The organism is Rhizobium sp. NZLR10, from assembly GCF_019685125.1.
Classification (GTDB): Bacteria; Pseudomonadota; Alphaproteobacteria; order Rhizobiales; family Rhizobiaceae; genus Rhizobium.
Genome location: NZ_JABDWE010000005.1, coordinates 210630 through 229694 on the forward strand (window position 1 = coordinate 210630; position 19065 = coordinate 229694).

General features: G+C 56.2%; 20 protein-coding genes and 3 pseudogenes. 17 read left to right on the top strand and 6 right to left on the bottom strand.

Annotated elements, in window-relative coordinates; genetic code table 11:
• Positions 1–247 precede the first annotated feature (247 nt).
• Genes HJB82_RS10285 through HJB82_RS10300 form a run of 4 tightly spaced genes read left to right on the top strand, consistent with a single transcriptional unit; the run spans position 248 to position 5040 of the window.
• Entirely contained in the window at positions 248–1702 is a 1455-nt protein-coding gene (locus tag HJB82_RS10285; protein WP_221139910.1) for a hypothetical protein, read from the top strand.
• Positions 1680–2498 (top strand): hypothetical protein, encoded by an 819-nt coding sequence (locus HJB82_RS10290; RefSeq protein ID WP_221139911.1) that lies wholly within the window; start codon positions 1680–1682, stop codon positions 2496–2498. Before HJB82_RS10285 ends, HJB82_RS10290 begins: the two co-directional genes overlap by 23 nt.
• Positions 2498–4021 (top strand): hypothetical protein, encoded by a 1524-nt coding sequence (locus HJB82_RS10295; protein ID WP_221139912.1) that lies wholly within the window; start codon positions 2498–2500, stop codon positions 4019–4021. The genes HJB82_RS10290 and HJB82_RS10295 overlap by 1 nt, the downstream gene beginning before the upstream one ends.
• Positions 4012–5040, top strand: a complete 1029-nt coding sequence (locus HJB82_RS10300; protein ID WP_221139913.1) for an OmpA family protein — start codon at positions 4012–4014, stop codon at positions 5038–5040. Before HJB82_RS10295 ends, HJB82_RS10300 begins: the two co-directional genes overlap by 10 nt.
• Here HJB82_RS10300 and HJB82_RS10305 read toward each other — a convergent pair whose 3' ends face one another.
• Complete coding sequence (locus HJB82_RS10305) at positions 5041–5691, bottom strand: thermonuclease family protein (protein ID WP_409201846.1); 651 nt, start codon at positions 5689–5691, stop codon at positions 5041–5043.
• 130 nt (positions 5692–5821) lie between these two features.
• Positions 5822–6295, bottom strand: a complete 474-nt coding sequence (locus HJB82_RS10310; RefSeq protein ID WP_221139915.1) for a hypothetical protein — start codon at positions 6293–6295, stop codon at positions 5822–5824.
• A gap of 390 nt (positions 6296–6685) precedes the next feature.
• Between HJB82_RS10310 and HJB82_RS10315 the strand changes: the two genes are divergently transcribed.
• From HJB82_RS10315 to HJB82_RS10325, 3 genes are read left to right on the top strand one after another with little or no spacing between them, the layout of a single operon-like run.
• Positions 6686–7228: an AAA family ATPase gene (locus HJB82_RS10315; protein ID WP_259673932.1), complete on the top strand. Its 543-nt coding sequence runs from the start codon at positions 6686–6688 to the stop codon at positions 7226–7228.
• Positions 7228–8361 (top strand): alpha-hydroxy acid oxidase, encoded by a 1134-nt coding sequence (locus HJB82_RS10320; RefSeq protein WP_221139916.1) that lies wholly within the window; start codon positions 7228–7230, stop codon positions 8359–8361. Before HJB82_RS10315 ends, HJB82_RS10320 begins: the two co-directional genes overlap by 1 nt.
• Positions 8362–8413: 52 nt before the next feature.
• A complete protein-coding gene (locus HJB82_RS10325) occupies positions 8414–9187 on the top strand; it encodes an SOS response-associated peptidase (protein ID WP_221139917.1) in 774 nt (257 codons plus the stop codon).
• Positions 9188–9237: 50 nt separating this feature from the next.
• On the opposite strand, the gene HJB82_RS31550 is transcribed toward HJB82_RS10325, so the two are convergent.
• Complete coding sequence (locus HJB82_RS31550; protein WP_259673933.1) at positions 9238–9804, bottom strand: hypothetical protein; 567 nt, start codon at positions 9802–9804, stop codon at positions 9238–9240.
• On the opposite strand from HJB82_RS31550, the gene HJB82_RS10335 reads away from it, so the two are divergent.
• The 7 genes from HJB82_RS10335 (at position 9803) to HJB82_RS10355 (ending at position 14111) form a co-directional block, all read left to right on the top strand.
• Complete coding sequence (locus HJB82_RS10335) at positions 9803–9985, top strand: hypothetical protein (RefSeq protein WP_221139918.1); 183 nt, start codon at positions 9803–9805, stop codon at positions 9983–9985. The genes HJB82_RS31550 and HJB82_RS10335 overlap by 2 nt on opposite strands.
• A gap of 244 nt (positions 9986–10229) precedes the next feature.
• Positions 10230–11183 (top strand): MBL fold metallo-hydrolase, encoded by a 954-nt coding sequence (locus HJB82_RS31555; protein WP_259673934.1) that lies wholly within the window; start codon positions 10230–10232, stop codon positions 11181–11183.
• Entirely contained in the window at positions 11183–11398 is a 216-nt protein-coding gene (locus HJB82_RS31560) for a hypothetical protein (protein WP_259673935.1), read from the top strand. Before HJB82_RS31555 ends, HJB82_RS31560 begins: the two co-directional genes overlap by 1 nt.
• Complete coding sequence (locus tag HJB82_RS31565; protein WP_259673936.1) at positions 11365–11895, top strand: MBL fold metallo-hydrolase RNA specificity domain-containing protein; 531 nt, start codon at positions 11365–11367, stop codon at positions 11893–11895. Before HJB82_RS31560 ends, HJB82_RS31565 begins: the two co-directional genes overlap by 34 nt.
• A gap of 25 nt (positions 11896–11920) precedes the next feature.
• Positions 11921–12880: a hypothetical protein gene (locus HJB82_RS10345; protein WP_221139919.1), complete on the top strand. Its 960-nt coding sequence runs from the start codon at positions 11921–11923 to the stop codon at positions 12878–12880.
• 187 nt (positions 12881–13067) lie between these two features.
• Positions 13068–13289 carry a hypothetical protein gene (locus HJB82_RS10350; protein WP_221139920.1) on the top strand — a complete coding sequence of 74 codons (222 nt, stop codon included), beginning with the start codon at positions 13068–13070 and terminating at the stop codon, positions 13287–13289.
• A gap of 339 nt (positions 13290–13628) precedes the next feature.
• On the top strand, positions 13629–14111 hold the full coding sequence (locus HJB82_RS10355; protein ID WP_221139921.1) for a hypothetical protein: 483 nt from the start codon (positions 13629–13631) through the stop codon (positions 14109–14111).
• Between the two features lie 86 nt (positions 14112–14197).
• Here the strand turns inward: HJB82_RS10355 and tnpC are convergent, their stop codons facing one another.
• The 3 genes and pseudogenes from tnpC to HJB82_RS10370 all read right to left on the bottom strand — a co-directional run.
• Complete coding sequence (gene tnpC / locus HJB82_RS10360) at positions 14198–15742, bottom strand: IS66 family transposase (RefSeq protein ID WP_221139922.1); 1545 nt, start codon at positions 15740–15742, stop codon at positions 14198–14200.
• Positions 15743–15810: 68 nt separating this feature from the next.
• Positions 15811–16162, bottom strand: a pseudogene (tnpB, locus tag HJB82_RS10365) (IS66 family insertion sequence element accessory protein TnpB).
• A gap of 114 nt (positions 16163–16276) precedes the next feature.
• A pseudogene (locus tag HJB82_RS10370) lies at positions 16277–16423 on the bottom strand (transposase); the annotation flags it as partial.
• Between the two features lie 61 nt (positions 16424–16484).
• Here HJB82_RS10370 and HJB82_RS10375 point away from each other — a divergent pair.
• From HJB82_RS10375 to HJB82_RS10385, 3 genes and pseudogenes are all read left to right on the top strand, one after another.
• A pseudogene (locus HJB82_RS10375) lies at positions 16485–17022 on the top strand (nucleotidyltransferase family protein).
• Between the two features lie 358 nt (positions 17023–17380).
• Positions 17381–17638 (top strand): hypothetical protein, encoded by a 258-nt coding sequence (locus HJB82_RS10380; protein ID WP_259673937.1) that lies wholly within the window; start codon positions 17381–17383, stop codon positions 17636–17638.
• Between the two features lie 222 nt (positions 17639–17860).
• Positions 17861–18427 (top strand): GNAT family N-acetyltransferase, encoded by a 567-nt coding sequence (locus HJB82_RS10385; protein ID WP_221139923.1) that lies wholly within the window; start codon positions 17861–17863, stop codon positions 18425–18427.
• The last annotated feature ends 638 nt before the right edge of the window (positions 18428–19065 follow it).

Below are 19065 nucleotides of genomic sequence, written 5' to 3' on the forward strand. Positions count from 1 at the left end.
TCATGGAGTCGATCAAGGATGCTGATGATCACATTCTGATCTCAGCAGAGGATGCAGAAGACCCTTACTGAATATCTTCAGGGCCTTTCGTGTCTTCGGGAGCCCGTACAAGGAGCTGAGCCAAAGCGTCACTCATCTTAAGCTTAATTCTCAATTTAGTTGAAGGCGATCTGGACCGCCCGAGGTTGTTGAGATAGCAAATTAAAGTTGTTTAAGCTTCGTTAACGATCAACGCGAATGAGTGAAAATGGCTGGACGATTTGAGGCGCTAAATCGCCTGTGGGAAACGGTTCGACAGTCGAACCATGATTTTCGCGCTACGACTGACATCTTTCCAATTCTTGATCCAGAAAGTGTCAGTCGCACCCTGGAGCTGGTAGAGCGGGGCACCAGGAACGGCGCAGAAAATCTGCCAGCGACGACTGCAAAAGCACTCGATGACGTCGAGCAGCGAATCATTGCCACCGTCGAGGAGGAAAAGAAGAAGTCGCATCAAATTCTCGAAGACGAGATGGGGCGTTATTCCGAGCGCCTCCAAGGTCTCGACTTCGCCGGGCAGTTTCTGCTCATCCGCAAGTCCAACGCTGTAACGCTGTCTGACTTCACCGCCGAGGTATCGACCGGAGAAGACGAGTTGCACGGTCTGCGGCGCGATCTGATTGCGCTCGAAAATGAGGCCGCGCAGTTCAAGAAGAAACATAAGCTGGATCGCACCGCAAAAGTAACCACCGGAGCGTCGTGGTTCTTTAGAATCGCATTCCTGGTCTTCCTGGTTACAGTCGAAATGCTCTTGAATGGGAACTTTCTGGCGGAAGGAAGCGAGCAGGGATGGGTCGGAGGAACTCTCGAAGCGCTGATCTTCGCCTCGTTAAATATCGGATGGGCAGTCTTGATGGCGTTTATTACCGTGCGCTTCCTGGTGCATCGATTTTTCGTCTCAAGGGTATTCGGCGTTTGTCTGCTTGGCGCGTATGGGGCCATCGCCGGGGCCATAAACCTTGGTCTCGCCCATTTCCGTGAAACGGCGGCCGTTAATTGGGACGCTGCGCAGACGGAGGTCGTCCAGCGGATGATAAACCATACGTTCGGCCTTACCGAGATGAAATCCTGGGTTCTTCTCGGCCTTGGACTGATGTTCTCATTTGTCGCGTTTCTGGACGCTGCCTCCATGAGCGACCCCTACCACGGTTTCGCCAACTTACAGCAGCGGCTCAACGCTGCTCGGGAACGCTACATCGCGCGAAAACAGGAATTGATTGGTCTCCTGAGACACACGCGCGATGATCACAACCTGAAAATCGAGGGCATTGTCCGCGACTTGAGTGATCGGCGGCAGGAAGCGCAAGCGATCATAGCCGGTCGTACGAGACTGGCTGCCTTGTTTGCCGAACACCAGAACCTGCTTGAACGCACCGCGACTTCGTTGCTCACAACTTATCGGGAAGCAAACAGGAAGGCGCGAACGACCCCCGAACCCAAGTATTTTCTGACGCCCTATAAAATGGAGCGCCTGAACGCGGTTCACCAGTTCACCGTAGAGTTCAACGACAACGAGGTGGCGCAAAGCATCAAGGAAGCCCAGTCAAGTCTCAGTGATCAGATGGACAGGATCGGTGCTGCGTTTGGCGAGGCGGTAGCTCGCTACCACAACCTTGACAACATTATTTCGGAGGTAGGCCATGTCCCGGCACAGGCGGCGTAAGTCAGATAGCAACCTGGGGACCATTATCGGGGGCGTGGCTCTTCTTCTGGCAACGGCGTTGATTGGCGTTGGTGTGTGGGTCCTGCATAAGCAGGCGCAGGCAAAGCCAGTTTTGGACAAGGTAACACTTTGCCCGCTCGATGGGCCAAAGGAGATCACCGCTGTCCTTCTCGATGTTACCGATCCTATATCGGACCTGACCGCAACCGATCTGCGCAACCAGTTTCAGGAGATCGTGACTTTGGTTCCAGCGGGTGGATTGATCCAGGTTTACACGCTCACCGAAAATCCAAGTCAGCTCGGACTGAGCTTCAGCGCATGCAACCCGGGCGATGCTTCGACAGTTGACGACTGGACGGGCAACCCTCGACTTGTGAAGGAACGCTGGGAAGAGGGATTTCAGAAGCCGCTGAATGAGATCGCGAGCCGGATAAGTGAAGGCGTTGCTGGCAAGCAGTCGCCTATCCTGGCAGGCATCCAGAGGATCAATGTGGAGGCGTTCGGGGCCATCAAGTACAAGGATATCCCGAAGCATCTTGTTGTTGCCTCCGATTTTATCGAACACACGTCCACCTACTCGATGTACTCGGACGGCGTGGACTACTCGAAATTCCAGAAAAGCAGTGCGCCTGATCAGTTCAGGACTGCGCTGAATGGCGCGACGGTACGCCTTCTGCAATTCCAGCGGCCCGGCATGAAGTTCGACAGCCTCCAGCTCGCCGAGTTCTGGACGAAGTGGATCGTGTCGAATGACGGGAAGCTCGACAGGTTCACACGGTTGGAAGGAATCCGCTAATGGTTGAATGGCGCACGAAGTGGCGGGAAAGGCTGCCGTTATGGCTATACAGCACGCTTACCATTGGCGGAATGATCTTCATCATGACGGCCAAGACGCTGGAATGGAACACTTGGATCGTCACTCTGGTGCCAATCACATTGATGATGTCCTACTTCGCGGCTTGCGCAGGGATACTGAAGGGATTACGGCTCCACAACGAGCAGGCTGGCGACAATCTCTACTACATGGGGTTCCTGTATACCCTGACGAGCCTTGGAGCGTCTCTCTTCCGCTTTTCGGCCGGTGCTTCTGTCGATGATATCGTTCAGAATTTCGGTGTCGCCGTCAGTTCGACAATTGTCGGCGTCACCTTGCGTATCTTTTTCAACCAGATGCGTCACGACCCTTTGGACGTCGACCGGACGGTCCGGCATGAATTGACGGAAATGACTCGGCGGGTCAAAAGCGAACTGAACTCCTCGGCTCGCGAGTTTTCGAGCTACCGGCGCATCAGCGCTCAGATGTTGTCTGAGGGATTCGAGGAAATCGCCCGGCAGGCCGAGCGCAACGGCGAGGCGATCCTCAAATCCATTGAGGCTATGACGAAGGACGCGATACGCCCGATCCAGGAAGCGGCCGAGCGTCTGTCTGCCATCGTCGAAACCAGCAACCGGATCGTCGAAGAGCGGGCCAAGGCAAATGTCGACATGGCTGACGCAGCGCTTGCGAGACTTGATGCGACCGCAAGCCGCTTGGCAGAGATCGTCACAGCGTTTGGAGGCCAGGTCGAGACAACAGGCCAACGTCTTTCCGGAATGCGTCTGCCGGAAGAGGTCATCAAGTTGGAATTGCAGCCCGTATTGGCCGCTGTCTCCGAGCTTGGCCAACTGCAGACGAGACGATTGGACGAGGCAGCCAGTCAAAACGCTGTCCATACAGAGCGCCTGAAGGAGGCGCTCACGCCACTGCTTGCATTGCCGGATCGCATTGAAGGTTCGTTTCGCCCGCTGAACGATTTGGCCGCAAACCTTGAGAGGGCGTTCCGACCGTTAAACGATTTGCCGGGCCGTTTCGATACCAGCCTGAAGGCGGTGGACAGCCTCGGCAATACAATCGAGAAGGCCCTCAAGCCGCTGGCGAAGACCGCTGAAAAGATCGACCAGGGCGTGGATATTCTCCAAACGGCCATCAGACAAGTTGACGACAGTGCGAAGTCGGCCGGAAAGGTCGGTCAATACGCTGAGAAGCTTGAAGAAGTCGTCAGGCGTGTCGACGAAGGCGCGAGGGCACTGCCGATTTACGGCGGGGTGATGGCGAAGCCCCTTGCAGGGGAGCAGCAGTTTTCCACTCACAGGAGCGTAGTACCGGACACGATCCCGCAAAGGGACGAAGAGAGAATCGAAGTCGGTGGCGTCGTTACGGATCGGACAATTCCAGATATATCGTTCTCGCATCCAATTCTCAGCGAAACGGTCGCAAGGACCGTCGAGGAAGAGCATGGCAAGAACGCTGAGCAAAAATGGTGGCGGAGATGGCCGTAACCACTGAGCCATCAAATCATCTTGAACACAAGGGTTACAACCGGGGTCTCATTCTCGGCCTGACAATGGCCGAGTCCATGCTATTGCTTGTATTTTGTCTGCTTCTCGTTGCGGCCGCCATCATCAACAATGAGCGGACGAAGACTCTAAATGACCAAAAATCCCTGCAACAGCAGGTCATCGCTGCTCAGCAAGAGCTTGCAACCGCCAAGCTGGAGCGTGAGGACCTTCGCCAGAAATTGCAGACTGCCGAAGACAGGCTGAAGCAGGCTCAAGAGCAGTTGCAGACCCTGACGCTTGCCTCGGTCGACCGTGAGAAGTTCGAGAAAGAATGGCGTGACCTCCAACTTGCCAAGCAGGAGCTGCAGGAATTGAAAGACTCTGGGGTCACCCTCGAAAAGGTTGAGGAGTTCCAGAAAACTTTGGTGGTTTTGAAGGAGAACCAACTTCCTGAGAATGCGGACGCTCTTTCGGCGCGGCTGAAGGAACTGAGAGCGGCCGAAACGTCCCTCGCGGCCTCTAAACCCCATGAATGGCCACCGATCATCAATCTGAGCGAGGCTGATGGCAACTACTTCCGTTCGGGGAGCGCAGAACTTGAGGCAGCGTTCGAAGCAAAACTTCGTGGAGTGGTCTCTGACCAGATCGCTGACGCACTGCAGAAGTATCAGGTGGACGTGATTGAGGTAGTCGGTCATACCGATGAACAACCGATCTCCCGGAGGGGTTCTAACCTCGACCAAACGGTCATGGACGTGCTCAACGGAAAGAAGTCTGTTGCGGGCGTTGTAGCCGCCGACAATGCCGGGCTGGGACTTGCCCGAGCGGTTTCCGTCGCCAATGCCCTCAAATCGGAGGGTAAGCTGAAGGGGGCGACCATCCTGCCCTTGTCCGCAGCCCAGCTTATTCTGCCTGGGGACGTGATCACCACAGGGCTGGCAGGAGCAGCGGAGGAGACACGTCGCCGAATTGAGATCAGAATCCGGCGACGAAACCTGGAGAAGCAAGTTGCGGAGTGATCAGTGCCCCCAATAGGGGGCACGCCAGCCCGCGTCCACGGCTTCTCTTTCACTGCAGAACCAGCGCTCGCCGTTTTTGATGCTCACCTTGGTCTTCGCGTACCAGGGCGACCACGGCGCGTGATAAATATGACCGCTCTTGGAAATGTTGCCTTTGATGGGACAGCCTTCCGGCGCTTCCTGCTTCGCGACCTCCCATTTGTGCGAACGGTAATCCCAAGGCGCTTCAGTGTCCGCCTGCCAGACGCCAAGATGCGCTTTGTGAGCGACATCTTCGAGTCCGCCATAGTCTTCCGAGTAACGTCGGAAAGCCCAAGCATGGCCGGTCTCGATCATGATGGCGTTGAGGTCTTTGTCGCCGACCTTGCAGACGCCAATCGTGCGGCCGTAAAGGTCGAGCCCTCCTCGGCTGTCGCAAATTACATCATGTCCAAGCGCCAAGCCTTCGAGAGTGGCAATCGCTTCCTTTCCGCATTGCCATTGACCGCCATCAACACCATTGCAAGTCTGGCCAGCTTCCGGGGCGTCGATCCCGTGGAGGCGATAGACGACCCCGGCGACTTCGAGCGTGTCGCCATCGACGACACGAACTTGAGTTGATGCCAGAAGATTTGTAGCACTAAGCGCCGAAATAACCGCGCCGAATATAATCGCTCTCACTTTGCCTCCCAATTAAAACTGTCAGCAACCTTTCCGAAACAGCTAAACTGCTGATTGAATTTGCTTGCAGCAACCTGGAACGGAAATCAAGTGGGCTCGATACGGTGCCGCGCCGTCGCAGCTAGCGACCATCCGCAAATTCAACGGAAGATATTTCGACCGACCAATCTAGTTGGCTCGGGGTCAATTTTTCCGGCAAAGTCTGCAAGCCCCTGTATTGGTTCAGAGACCAGCAGTTGTCATAGGTGCCGCCAGGTTCGATAATTTTATAGCTAGTGAGGTAATCCGAATAATATTCAACGCTAAATCCGGGACGTTTTGCGACGAGCCGGAAGCGGATAACATCCACCTGCTGGCCGGAGCCGTTGAAAAGCCGGACGAAAACGGGGCTAGTGGACTCCGCGCATCCCTCTGTCCCTCTACTCGTGCCCTTGATCGAGGTAATCGAACCATCATGGCTTGCTTGTTGGAAGTAGAGGAAAATCGCAACACCGATGCCCGCGACTAGGACAGCGGCGAGGGCAAACAATGTCGGCTTTGGGAAAAAAAAGAAAAAGGCGACAACAAACACCATCCCGATTATCAGCAAAATCATGTGGCGCTACTCATTTCTTCACTGGTGTCGTGTCACCAAGCTGATGCAGCTTGAAAACGTCGCTAGGGGCCGCTTGCTGTCAGAACATGTAGGGTCTTGATGCCGGATACGCCACTCAATTGAGGGCGATCAATATCTTGCGCAAGGTGAAGGTCAGCACCGACCGTGGGTTCGTTAGGCTTCGAGAGAGGCCAAAGGCTTTAGCCGTGCTGCCAGGATAATCGGAGCAACACATGGGTCATTTAAAGAAGCGCCTCGTCACACCGCCGACGCCTCGGCCATGGTGCAAGGCATAAGGGCACAACAGGGCATCAGATGTTGAAGCAATCAGGATTTGCATAGTATTCTGCCGGTGCAACCCTGACTCATTGAGCCGACGGATGACCGAATATGCCTGTACCTATTTTGATCGGAGCGTCAGGCTCCGGTAAGACGACCATCGCCCGGGCTATAGCCGAGCAGTCCCTCGACACTGTCGAGGTCCTCTTCTTTGACGCGATAGGGGTGCCGAGCGCTGAGGAGATGATAAGAGAATACGGGTCTGGCGAAGGCTGGCAGTTTGCCAAGACGGTCGAATGGATGAAGAAGATGGCCGAAATTGCCACGGCCGGACGACGGGTCGTCTTTGAAGGTCAAACTCGGCTTTCGTTCTTGGTTGAGGGATCGGCCGCCGCAGCATGGTATGACTATATTCCGATCCTTGTCGACTGCGATGATGCCACAAGAGCAGCTCGGCTGACTTTCGACCGACGACAGCCCGAACTTGCTAACCCCGAAATGATGAACTGGGCGAATTATCTCAGGCTGGAGGCGCGAGCGCGGGGATGTGAGATTTTAGACACTTCTGTTTTATCGGTTGAGGAAGCAGCCTCGTATGTCCTGAGCCTCACAGACTCAACCGCTTTTGCGAAAACCACTCCCGAGGAGACGTAATGAGTGCCGGAAATGACGTTGCAGGAGCCGCCGCTTCCACATCCGGCGAATTCGAGAGCCTGCATGAGATCGTTGAGAATGCTCATCAAGTCCTGCCGAAGCAAGCGTGGGATTGCCTCATAGGAGGTGCTGAAACGGAAACAACGCTCAAACGCAATCGCCTGGCCATCGACACGATTGCTTTCAAACCACGCGTGTTGCGCAACGTTAGCACCATAGACCTTTCCGTTGAATATTTCGGCCGAAAGGTGCGACTGCCGGTATTTCTTGCTCCTACCGGCCCATTGGGACTGTTTGGACCTGGAGGAGGCGCAACCGTTGTAACCGCAGCTCAAGCTATCGGCATCGGTCACATGCTCAGCTCGGGCTGCACGCCACTTGAGGTCGTCGCTGAGGCCGCTCCGTCCGCGCTACGGATGGCCCAGCTCTATGTCAGAGGCGACGACAGCTTCGTGCATGAATACGTGGGGCGTGCGGTTGCATGCGGCTGCGCAGCAATCTGCCTAACCGTCGATAGTCCAGTCCTTGCTCGACGTGACCGCGACATCGCTAATCGCTATCGGACAGCTGGATTGGGAAAGTGGCCTGAACCCTATCAGGCTGGCCTCGATTGGCGAACCATCAGACTGATCAAAGACACATATGAAATACCCCTCGTGCTCAAGGGTATTGCCACCGCCGAGGATGCCCTTATTGCGGTGGATCATGGTGTAGACTGGATTTACGTTTCCAACCATGGTGGCCGTCAGCTCGATCATGGCCGGGGTACGCTAGATGTGTTGCCCGAAATCATCGACGCCGTAGAGGGGCGGGCACAGGTGATGATCGATGGAGGCTTCTGTCGCGGATCGGACATCATCAAGGCCCTCGCAATCGGGGCGGACCTGGTAGGTCTAGGCCGCATGCAATGCTACGCCCTCGCTGCAGGAGGAGAGGTCGCGATCATTCGGATGCTTGAGCTTCTGGAAGACGAAATGCTGCGTTCCATGGCGCTGCTTGGTGTCTCGGCAATCGAGGAGTTGGATCGATCATATCTTCATCCGGCACCCCCGGTGGCGACACCTAGCGTATTCAGCGCCTTCCCCCTCCTAAATTTGTCCCCACGGAGCAAACGGGTCCGGTCGCCGATTTGACCTCCGGCCGGAAACGCATAGGCTGGCCTTCACGCGGAGGGGGAGGTCGTGAATGTGCAATCTCTACCGCATGGAGGACAAGGACTGGGTCAGCAAATGGGCCCAGGACGCCGAGAGCCTGATCAACTTGATGCCCGCCTATCAGATGAACCCCGACCAGGCGGGGCCAATCGTTCGCAACACTGCCGATGGCCGAAAGCAGCTTGTTCATGCGAGATGGGGTCTCCCTTCGCCATTTTTTGCAATCAAACAGGCGGCCGACTCCCGGGCAGAGAAGTTGCGCCAGAAGGGCAAGCCCGTCGAAATGGACGTGCTCATCCGGGTGGAGCCGGACAAGGGTGTCACAAACATTCGAAATCTCAATCTTCCGCATTGGAAGAAATGGTTCGGTGTCCAAAGCCGTTGCATCGTGCCGGTGACCAGCTTTGCCGAACCCGATCCTGCCAGCAAACAGGACGGTGGAAGCACGCCAAATGCTTGGTTTGCTCGCGACGAAAGCAAGCCACTGATGTTCTTCGCGGGGGTGCATGTCCCGCAGTGGCAAAGCGTTCGGAAGGTCAAGGACGGCCTGACCACAGACGACCTTTACGCCATCCTGACGACCGATCCCAACGACGTCGTCAAACCGATCCACGGAAAGGCGATGCCAGTCTTGCTGTTGACAGAAGAAGAAACGGACATCTGGATGAGGGCACCATGGGAGGAGGCGAAGGCATTAGCTCGGCCGCTCCCGAACGACCAGATCATGGTGTCGTCACGAGAGCCCTACGGTTCGACCATCGTGACCACGACCGGGGAGCCGGTGTCGCAGCCGACCTTTCTCTGAGGCGACGGGGGCCCATTCGCCGTAAGATCGAGATCAGCACAGGTCGCGGCTCATCTGCTACCATCTCCGAAGAAATCATTCTTAGTTAGCACAAAGCCAATCGGCCTTTCACCGACAGGGCGTAGATGTCCAGGTGGGTCACTCTGGAAAACGGGCTTAGATGAATTGAGCCAAGGCAACCGCATTCTCAGCTTCGCCGTTAAGGGCTCGTCTGTGATTTCAATGTCAAGGCGCTTGAAAACGACACCAGGAAACCGCGTTCCCAGCTTTGCGGGATCGATCTCGTAAACCGTTTTGGCATCTCGTTCATCGGCAAAGGCGACAAAGGTGGGTAGCTGGCTGTTGTCAACGTTGTATGGTTGACGACCTTTAGTGGCCCGCAGCTGATCGAAATCAGAGGATGTCAAACTTCCTATGCTGTTCTTAACACCGAACGTACGCAGCACGTTAAATTCATAGATATTATAAATAATGCTGCCGGTCGGCGGCCTGCGGATCGGCAAGATATACACTGTGCCTTTGCCCCCAAGATCGAAGATCAAAGCCTCGCCGTAAATTTGTGTGGTGCCCCCATTGCCGATCAGACTCCGTGTCACCTTCGAATAAGAAACTTGCATGACCGACGAACTTTCGACCGGCCGCCCGTCGACAATGGCCGAAGCGATGACCTTAAAACGGACCGTTGCGCTCTCCCCCTGGCATCCCATGAGCGGAAGCGAAACCAATGAGGTAATGAGTGTCCTTCGGGTATACGGCATTGATCTGACAAGGCGCTGCGAGATGGAAGCACACTATTAAGCGATCCCAGTAAGAGATCACTTAACGACGTCACAAAACCAGCCGGTAAACGTCTGACGCAGTCTGATACCCAACTTGCATGCGCATAGGCGGCGACATCAAGCCAAGGACCATATGCGTTAGATTTTTGAATGACCGCTGCGGGCCGATTGCCGACGAACCCGGCTCCGCGCGTGGTGCAGTTTCGGAGTGTTAACTCAGTTGCACAACTGCCATAATCGCTCTCTCCCACGTATATATACCCATGAGAGATAAAACTTCATTTTCCGCACCTCGGCTTGGCATCATCTGGTTCGTTCCGACGACAGGAAAAGGCTATCGCTTTACCAGTCTTGCGAATGATTGTGAGCGGGTGTCAGTCATTGGCGGCTTCAAAACCGTCGACGAAGGTCACGTCGACACCTGGTCCAAGGTGGTCGCTGCCGACCGCCGCCTTTCCCGATATGACTACGAGTATTTTCCGAGAGGCCGGGTCAACTGGCGTCAGGAAGACAACGCGTTCCTTCTCCTAGCGGACCCCCGAATTTTCGACCTCAAGCTCCATAACGTCGTTGCCCAACGCTGGCACCTAGAACGGAATCGTGCATTTGCTCACAGACACACACTCCGGAACAAACATGCTTCCATCACTTTTCGGCAGAGGGGAACATGCATGAGCGATGGGTTGCATATCTGCATTCACCGAGGCACCAATCAAATCGGAGGGAGCTGCGTCGAGATGCAGTACGCGGGGAAGCGTATTGTCGTCGTTCTCGGCTTGCCTCTGGATGCGGAACTCGAAGCGACAGAGCTTCCAGACATTCCGTCCGTTCATAATAACGATGGATCACTGATGGGTTTGCTGCTGAGCCACGGACATCGCGATCACTGGGGGCTGCTTCCCAAGCTGCCATCAACCATCAACGTTTGCTTGGGTCGCAAGACCTTGTCGATCATGGCAGCAGCGGCTCCATTCATTCCAGGTGGCTATGCTCCAGTCAACTCGGTCACCTACGAGGACGGCAAGCCTTTCGAACTCGGTCCTTTTACGATCACGCCCAGGCTGATGGATCATTCCGGCTTTGATGCCTATGGATTTCTGATCGAGGCGGGCGGGAAGCGGGTCTATTACTCCGGCGACATTCGCGGCCACGGTCGCAAGGCTGCGCTGTTCGAACGGTTTGTCAAATCACCACCAGCGAGATCGATGTTCTGTTGATGGAGGGATCGAGTCTCGGCCGCCTGACGACCGGAGAACGTTTCGAAACCGAGCGTGATATCGAGAACCGCCTGCTGGACGTCATGAAGACCACCAGCGGCCTCGTGCTGGTCGCCTGCTCGGCTCAGAACATCGACCGCGTCGTCCCGTCTATCGGGCGGCGAAACGGTCAGGCCGCCAAATGCTGGTGGATGCCTATGCAGCCGAGGTCCTGAAGGCAACGGATACCAAGTCGATCCCCAAGCCGACGGCAAAGTGGGCGGACGTCAAGGTCTACATCCCGCAGGCGCAGCGCCGGTTCCTGAAGGAGAAGAACATTGCCTTTCTGGTGGATGCCTACAAGGGGCGTCGGGTCTTTCCGGAGGCACTCCCATCAGAGGCCGCGCGGAGTGTGATGATCATCAGGCCGTGGATGCTCCATGACCTTGCCCGGGCGGGGGCTCTGGAAGGTGCAACCGCGATCTGGTCGCAGTGGGTAGGCTACCTGAAGGAGGAGTCTGGGATCGAGTTCGTGGAAGCCTGCGCGGCTGCCGCCATTAGGTTCGAGACCATCCATACGTCAGGTCATGCCGATCCGCACGATCTGAAACGGTTTTCGGAAGCGATCAGCCCGAAGAAGCTCGTACCGATCCACACGTTCCATCCGGATCAGTTCGAAGGTCTTTTTGCCAACGTCGTCCGCTCCAGCGATGGCGAGTGGTTCGAGGCATAAGTTCGGCAAGCGAGAGGCAGATATTATGGAAGCTTCATTCAGACCGTTCGTCCGCGTCATCAGCGAGAAACAGATGCAGCTCCTCAGGGATGCTGCCGCCTCGCCCCAAGGGGCATGGCTCCGCGACGCGCTCGGCGATACGGAACTGTTTTTTGCGCTGAGGGACGAGCGCATTGACGTCTACTATCGCGGCCGCGCTATCTACTCAATCGAGTTTAGCGGCGGCAAGGTTACACCACGGACCCACGTGAAGTACCTGGTCCTCGACGACAGCGACCCATACATCAGAATGCTGAATGGGTCATTCGACTACAAACGCCTGCATTTACAGGGCGTCTATCAAGAAAACGTTTCTCTCCGACAGATGAAGGCGGCGGCGCGATCATTCTCCGGCGTTGAGAGCATGGGCGTCTACGCCGCGATCAATCGAGACCCGTTTGTCATCGACGTCGAAGTTGCCTTCAATCGCAGTTCTGAGGTGACCGAACATGACGACCTCGAAGCGGGGCGGAAACAGGATCGGATCGACGTCGTAAGACTCCGAAAGAATGGTGAAGCCTTCGATCTCGTATTCTGGGAGGCTAAACACTTCAGCAATTCGGAACTCTTCAACGACAAGATTTTGAGCCAACTGGCCGCCTATGAGAGGCAATTGCAGTCCAGGGAAGGTCAGTTGCTCACTGGGTTCCGAAATGTCTGCCGCTTCCATTTCGATCTTGGCGGTTTGAGGAAGAGCTTGGGCTGCGCGGGCGCATCGGATGCCCACCTGGAAACGCTGCAGGACCTCGCCAGCGGCAAAATTCCGTTAAATGTCATCAGGCAACCGTCACTCTTTGTGTTCGGTTTTGACAACGACCAGAAGGAGGGACGCTGGAAGGCGAGGAAGGAACACTTCGAGACGGTGATCGGCAAGAAGCGCTTGCGGGCCATCGGCAACGCATCGGAAGGCTTTGAGCCCGGCGGAAAGAGGAAGGGAACTCGCTGATGGCTATTCCAATGCATCCCAGAAAGGAACCTACGTCTGCCAGTTTCCAGCTGGCAACGGACCGAAGGACGGCCTCGTCGGCTTTACCGGTTCCTCCGTGAGCATCAGGCGTGGGAACAACGTCTATACCTATGACGAACACGGCAGAAACATGTTCGAGAAACACCTACACTGAGGAGGGACGCTCATGGCCCGTTCACGCAAGAAATTGCCTTACGTTGGGGCCTGCGCTCATAGCGATAAACCGAGCAAAAGGCTGGGTCGCCACCAGGAACGTCATGCTGTGAAGAATGCACTGAAGCGAGAAGATGACATTCCCGCTTCCAAGGCGTTCGGTGATCCCTGGAATGGTGACAAGGACGGCAAGATATGGCTCGGGTGGGAATCACGCGAAGCCCTTCGGAAATAACTGGTCCGACCATCAGCAGCTTGCGAACGACTCTCCGCTGAGACCGCGCTAGGCGACGATCCGCTTACGTTCGGGCTCGCATCGCGATATTCACTGTCGATGGTTCCGATTACAAGGTGAAAGGCAAGTCGGCACGGACTATCGTAAGCGCTGTTTTCTTCGCACATTGACCAAGCGCTGTAGGCCGTTCAGAAAGCTACCGCTGCGACATCGATGGCAAGAATGCGCCAAGAGCAGTCGCACAGCGAGAGTCCGATCAGCGGCCACGATGCCCCGTTGCGGACAACTCCTAACGCGATTATCCAGATGATCTCCTTTGAGGTGACGAGGGTTGTTTGAATGGATAGTCAGGATTCGGCGGTCGCAAAACTGGATGCCTGCCGCCACATATTCCTTGCCAAACTCGGGACCGGGCCTTCGCTCGACCTTCGTATTTTTGTTGCGGAAGCGCGCGCCCAAAATGAACTTGTTTCGGTTGGGGCCGGTGACAGAGACTTGGACGCGATTTTTGCGGAGGCGCATCCTATCATGACAAAGGAGGGATACGATGCCTTTACAATCATATTTGAGAGTTACGTTTGCTTTTCGGTTAGGAACGAGACTTACGCAGTTCCCGAAGATGGTGAGGATTATTCGCGCCGCTTACGTACGCACGAACAATCCGCTTTTTTGGACTTTGTGTCGAAGGGCACTTGGGCGTTGTCGGACCATCCAGGACCATTCGTGCATTATGCAGTGATTTGCGAGGATCATGTAATTGATGTTGCGTGCAATTCCGAGCCGTTAATCGAGCATCGAATTGTGACAGCCGATGATTTATAAGCTCGTATTGAGAAAGGTGAACGATGGCCTCCCACCCAAGGCGAACCTCACCATTCTAGAGGTCCGCAACGGGCTGGAAGCAGACTTCAGTCGCTTGTTCGTCTTGCGAAGTTCCACGGCATAAGCTCATTCACCCGGTTCTGTTTGTGGCCATTGACAATGGAGGTGAGCGTGGCGGTCAGATACGCAAATGGATCGACGCCATTGACCTTACAAGTTTCGATGAGCGAGGCGATGGTCGCCCAGTTCTCCGCCCCCGCGTCGTGTCCGGCGAAGAGCGCATTCTTGCGATTGAGGGCAATCGGCCTGATGGTTCGCTCTACGGTGTTGTTGTCGATCTCGATGCGTCCGTCGGTCAGGAAGGTACAAAGGCCGTCCCAGTATTTGGCGATATAGGCAAGCGCTTCGCCGAGCGGCGACTTGCCAGCGACGCGGGCGCGATGATGCGTCAGCCAGGTCCGCATGTCGGCGATCAATGGCGCTGAACGTCCCTGCCTCCAAGCGAGACGAGCGTCGGCGTCGAGACCGCGCAGCTCCGCCTCGATACGATAGAGTTCGCCGATCCGCCTCACACCTTCCTCGGCAATCGGCGCTGATCCGTTGCGGGTGATCTCGACCAGCTTGCGCCGAGCATGGGCCCAACAATAGGCGAGCCGGATGTCAGGCCCGGCACGATCCGGTGCGATCAGCCGGTTGTATCCGGCGTATCCATCGACCTGAAGGATGCCCGTGAACCCCTGCAATATCTGCTCGGCATGGTGACCGCCGCGACCCGGAGCATAGGTGAAGGCCACACCAGGCGGAGCGCCTCCACTCCAAGGTCGGTCATCACGGGCCAGCGCCCAGAAGTAGCCGGTTTTAGTCTTGCGAGAGCCAGGATCGAGGACTGGCGCACGGGTCTCGTCCATGAACAGCTTGGTCGACCGCTTCAGGTCTCCAATCAGAGCGTCGAAGACCGGACGCAGTTCGAATGCCGCCCGGCCGACCCAGTCGGCGAGCGTGGAGCGGTCAAGATCAACGCCCTGGCGGCTCATGATCTGGGCCTGCCGGTAGAGGGGTAAGTGATCGGCGTATTTGGATACCAGCACATGCGCGATGGTCGCCTCTATCGGCAACCCGGCGTGGATCAATCGAGCCGGTGCTGGAGCCTGGGCAACGCCGTCAGTGCAGGCACGGCAAGCATATTTGGGACGATGAGTGACGATGACGCGGAATTGTGCGGGGATGACATCGAGCCGCTCGGAGACGTCCTCGCCTATGCAATGCAGGCCGCCGCCGCAGGCGCAGATCAGGCTTTCCGGTTCGATGATCTCCTCAACGCGAGGAAGGTGGGCGGGAAGAGAGCCGCGATTGGTGGCGCGGGGTTTAGGCTGCGGCTTCCCAGAGGGGCTATCGGCTTCATCTTCGGCGTGGATGGCCGCAATAGCCGTTTCCAGGTCCTCCAATGCGAGATCGAACTGTTCAGGATCGGCCTTCTCGGATTTGCGGCCGAAGGCTGACTGCTTGAAAGCCGCGACCAGCTTCTCCAGACGCTCGATCCGGTCATCCTTGCGAACTTCACGCGCTTGCGCCGCGATCAGCATCACCTTCAAGGCAGCAATATCGTCCGGCAAATCAGCGGCGTCCAACATGCAGGAAGTTTATCAAACTCTGCCTCGTCTCGCCGTCCGGATTTGACGCCCGAGTCATCGTGTCGCACCTATTCGATTGGGGTGGGCGCTCTTGCCTCAACGGAACGGACCCTACGCCAGTCGAGCCCCGCAAACAGCGCCTCGAACTGGGCTCCCCAGGGTCATCAAGCCGTCCCGGATATCTGGCCAAGTGAACGTGTGCTCCTCCAGCCGCTTGTAGGCCATCACCAGACCGCTGCCATCCCAATAGATCAGCTTCAACCGGTCAGCCTTACGTGATCGGAATATGAAGACTGTTCCTGTGAACGGGTCCTTATGCAGCTCGTTTTTTACCAGCGCCGCCAACCCATCATGGCCTTTGCGGAAGTCGACGGGCTTGGTTGCCACCATGATCCGAACCCGGTTCGAGGGAAAGGTCATGCCGGAACCACGCAAGCCCGCGCGACAGCGGCGATCCGGGCGGCAGACGCGTCTTCTTCCAGACGTATCGTGATAGTGCCGACGATGATCTCGGGACGGCTGGTGGTTCGGCTTCAGGCCGTGTCGCTTGGCGACCTCATTGACCATCGCGCCTGGCCGAAGGCTCTCCGAAACGATCTGCGCCTTCACCTCATCCGGCCAGTGCCGGTGAACCTCACGACCAGATTTCCTGGTCGTGAGAACCTCCAATGTATTCTCCATGGAGAAACTCCCGTTGCTCGTCCATGGATAGGCGATCACAGATCAGGGCGGCGAGGACAACGTGGGAGCGGAACACCGGTTACTGTTATCAGCGCTTCTCCACAATTGGGATAAGATAGCGCTTCCAGGCTCCTGGCTTGTTGCAGGTGCAATCGCTCAAACAGTCTGGAACCAATCGTTCGGTCTGGCGCACGGCATCAATGACATTGATTTCGTTTATTTTGACGCCAACGATCTTTCAGAGAGCGCGGAAGCCGAACACGCGGCTCGCATTCGAAGGGCCTTCGCCGGGCTGCCTGTTTGGATCGACGTGAAACGAAGCCAGGGTTCATCTTTGGTATGAAGCGAAACACGGATATCCGATCAAGCCGTATACATCGACCACTGATGCCATTGTTACATTCCCGACAACGGCCACGGCCATCGGCCTTTGTCCTCGCAATGGCAGCCTGGAACTGTGCGCTCCCTTCGGCCTTTCCGATCTCCTTGACGGCGTTGTCCGTCCGAACAAGTGGCAGATCGGGCGGGAGATTTACGAGAAGAAGGTCAGTCGATGGCTCAAAGTCTGGCCGAACCTCCGTGTGGTGGATTGGGATTAGGCCGCATCCGGAGGAACTGTAGAGGGATCGAAATGGCTACTGATTCAAGCGGCACTTGGCGCTCCGAGTGAAAACCCATGGGATCATACTTGGGACTGAGCGTTTCGACGAATGCGTCCGCTTTTATCGAGACATTCTCGGGCTGCCTGTTTGGTTCGAAAAAGACCGCCTTGTATCTCTGCGCTTCGGTGACGCTATCTCATGCTCGAAACGTCCGTTTTGGGCGCAAGCGCTGACGCAGCGGCAAGGCTGGCGCGAATATTTGCCACTTCCGCCGGACAATCAGCTTTTTAGTGGTCGATGGCTGAAAGTCTAAACGCGCCCCTTTGGTGCTACGAATGGAGTCCGGGTGGGTGCCATGAATGATGAGATTTGCCTGACAGGTGGCGGACGAACGACTGTCACGCGGCGCGGCGGAGTCGTGTATCGCGAAGGCGGCCCCTGGTCGTCAACTGTCATTGCCCTTCTGCGGCATCTGAAGACCGCTGGGTTCACTGAAGCGCCTTCCGTTGTTGGAACGGGATTCGATGAGCGAGGACGCGAAACATTGTCCTTCATCGAGGGCGAATTTGTTGTAAGAGCGGTGTTTTCCTCGCACGTTGAGCAAGCACGATAGGCAGTTCGGAAGGCTACCGCTGCGAAACTGATGGCAAGAATGCGCCAACAGCGGACTTCCTCGAACCATTCATTTAAGGCCATTTCCTGACCTCATTTCGGTCTTTCGGTCCATCCATGGGATATCCCAAAAGCTGCCGCTCGATAGATTTGAAATCATGACTTGCAGAGAGCGCGATGATATTGTGGCAGCGGGATAAGCCTGTTTGCCATGAGGGAAAGCATGATTGAGACAGACCGATTAAATCTCAGGGATTGGCGAGAGGCGGATAAACCCCTGCTGAGCGTGATCCATGCTGATCCTGAAGTGATGCAGTTCCTCGGCGGCACGAAGACTGCGTCTGAGACCAGCGATTTCGTTGACCGACTGACGCAGCTCTCAGAAGGTGGCGAGCCAACTTTCTGGGCTGCCGAGCGTATCGCTGACGGCTCGTTGATCGGCGCAATTGGCCTGCACTGGCTAGGTGATGATTTTCCATTTGGTCCGGCTTTAGAGGTGGGTTGGCGGCTTGGTCGCGAGTATTGGGGCAAGGGTTATGCGACCGAAGCAGCTCGCGCGGTTCTCGATTATGCATTTGGCACCTTGGATGTGCCCCGCGTTTACGCTTTTGCGGCACTAGCGAACAAGCGTTCTGAAATCGTGATGCAGCGGCTTGGGATGACGAGAGTTGAGGGCGGCGAATTTCCTCATCCCGATTATCTGCCGACCGACGCGAGTGCGATGCACACGCTGTATGTTGCCGAAAAGACAATATGGATGTCGGAACATTTGACGTCGTTCAACAATTGATCGCGCAAAAGCATCCGATGGCCAAAGGGCATCGTCCGCTCGATCCGCCGAGCACGAGAACGCCCCAGTTGCTTGGTTGGTGGGGATCGAGGAGTGTTCCTTGAACCTTTCCGATCAAGCTCGTTTGCGAATGACCCATCGCTGAACTCCTGCGCAAAGCGCCCGATGCCCCGTCGGCTTCCGCCCACGGTTCGAGAGTAACGCATCCGCACAAGCCACCAGCCTCAGAGGGTCACGGTACCCTCGATGCATGTCGTCACAGCGCAATCAGCTTCCCGAGATAGGAAGGGTCCAAAACCCTGCGGTGTTTTATGACGGGCGAGACGCTTTGGTGTGGTATGAGCCCTCGGAACGCTCGAAAGGCGGCAATGTCGTTCTCAAATTCGGAGGGGTATCGATTTCCGAATAACCCCCGTCAGTATTGATGGCCTACGAGACTGTAGGTACCCAGTCAATCCGGGGGCCTTTAATGAGGTGATCGATGGACCCGAGACCGCCAGATGGCCCCGCCTCAAAACCCGCCTATGGATCATCACTTTCAACCACGTCACGATTCAAGCTCTATTCCGGACGGTTGAGATCATTGGCCGCGATCTGGACGAGGGGCCGGAAAATCGAGCGCTGCTAAACACTCTCAA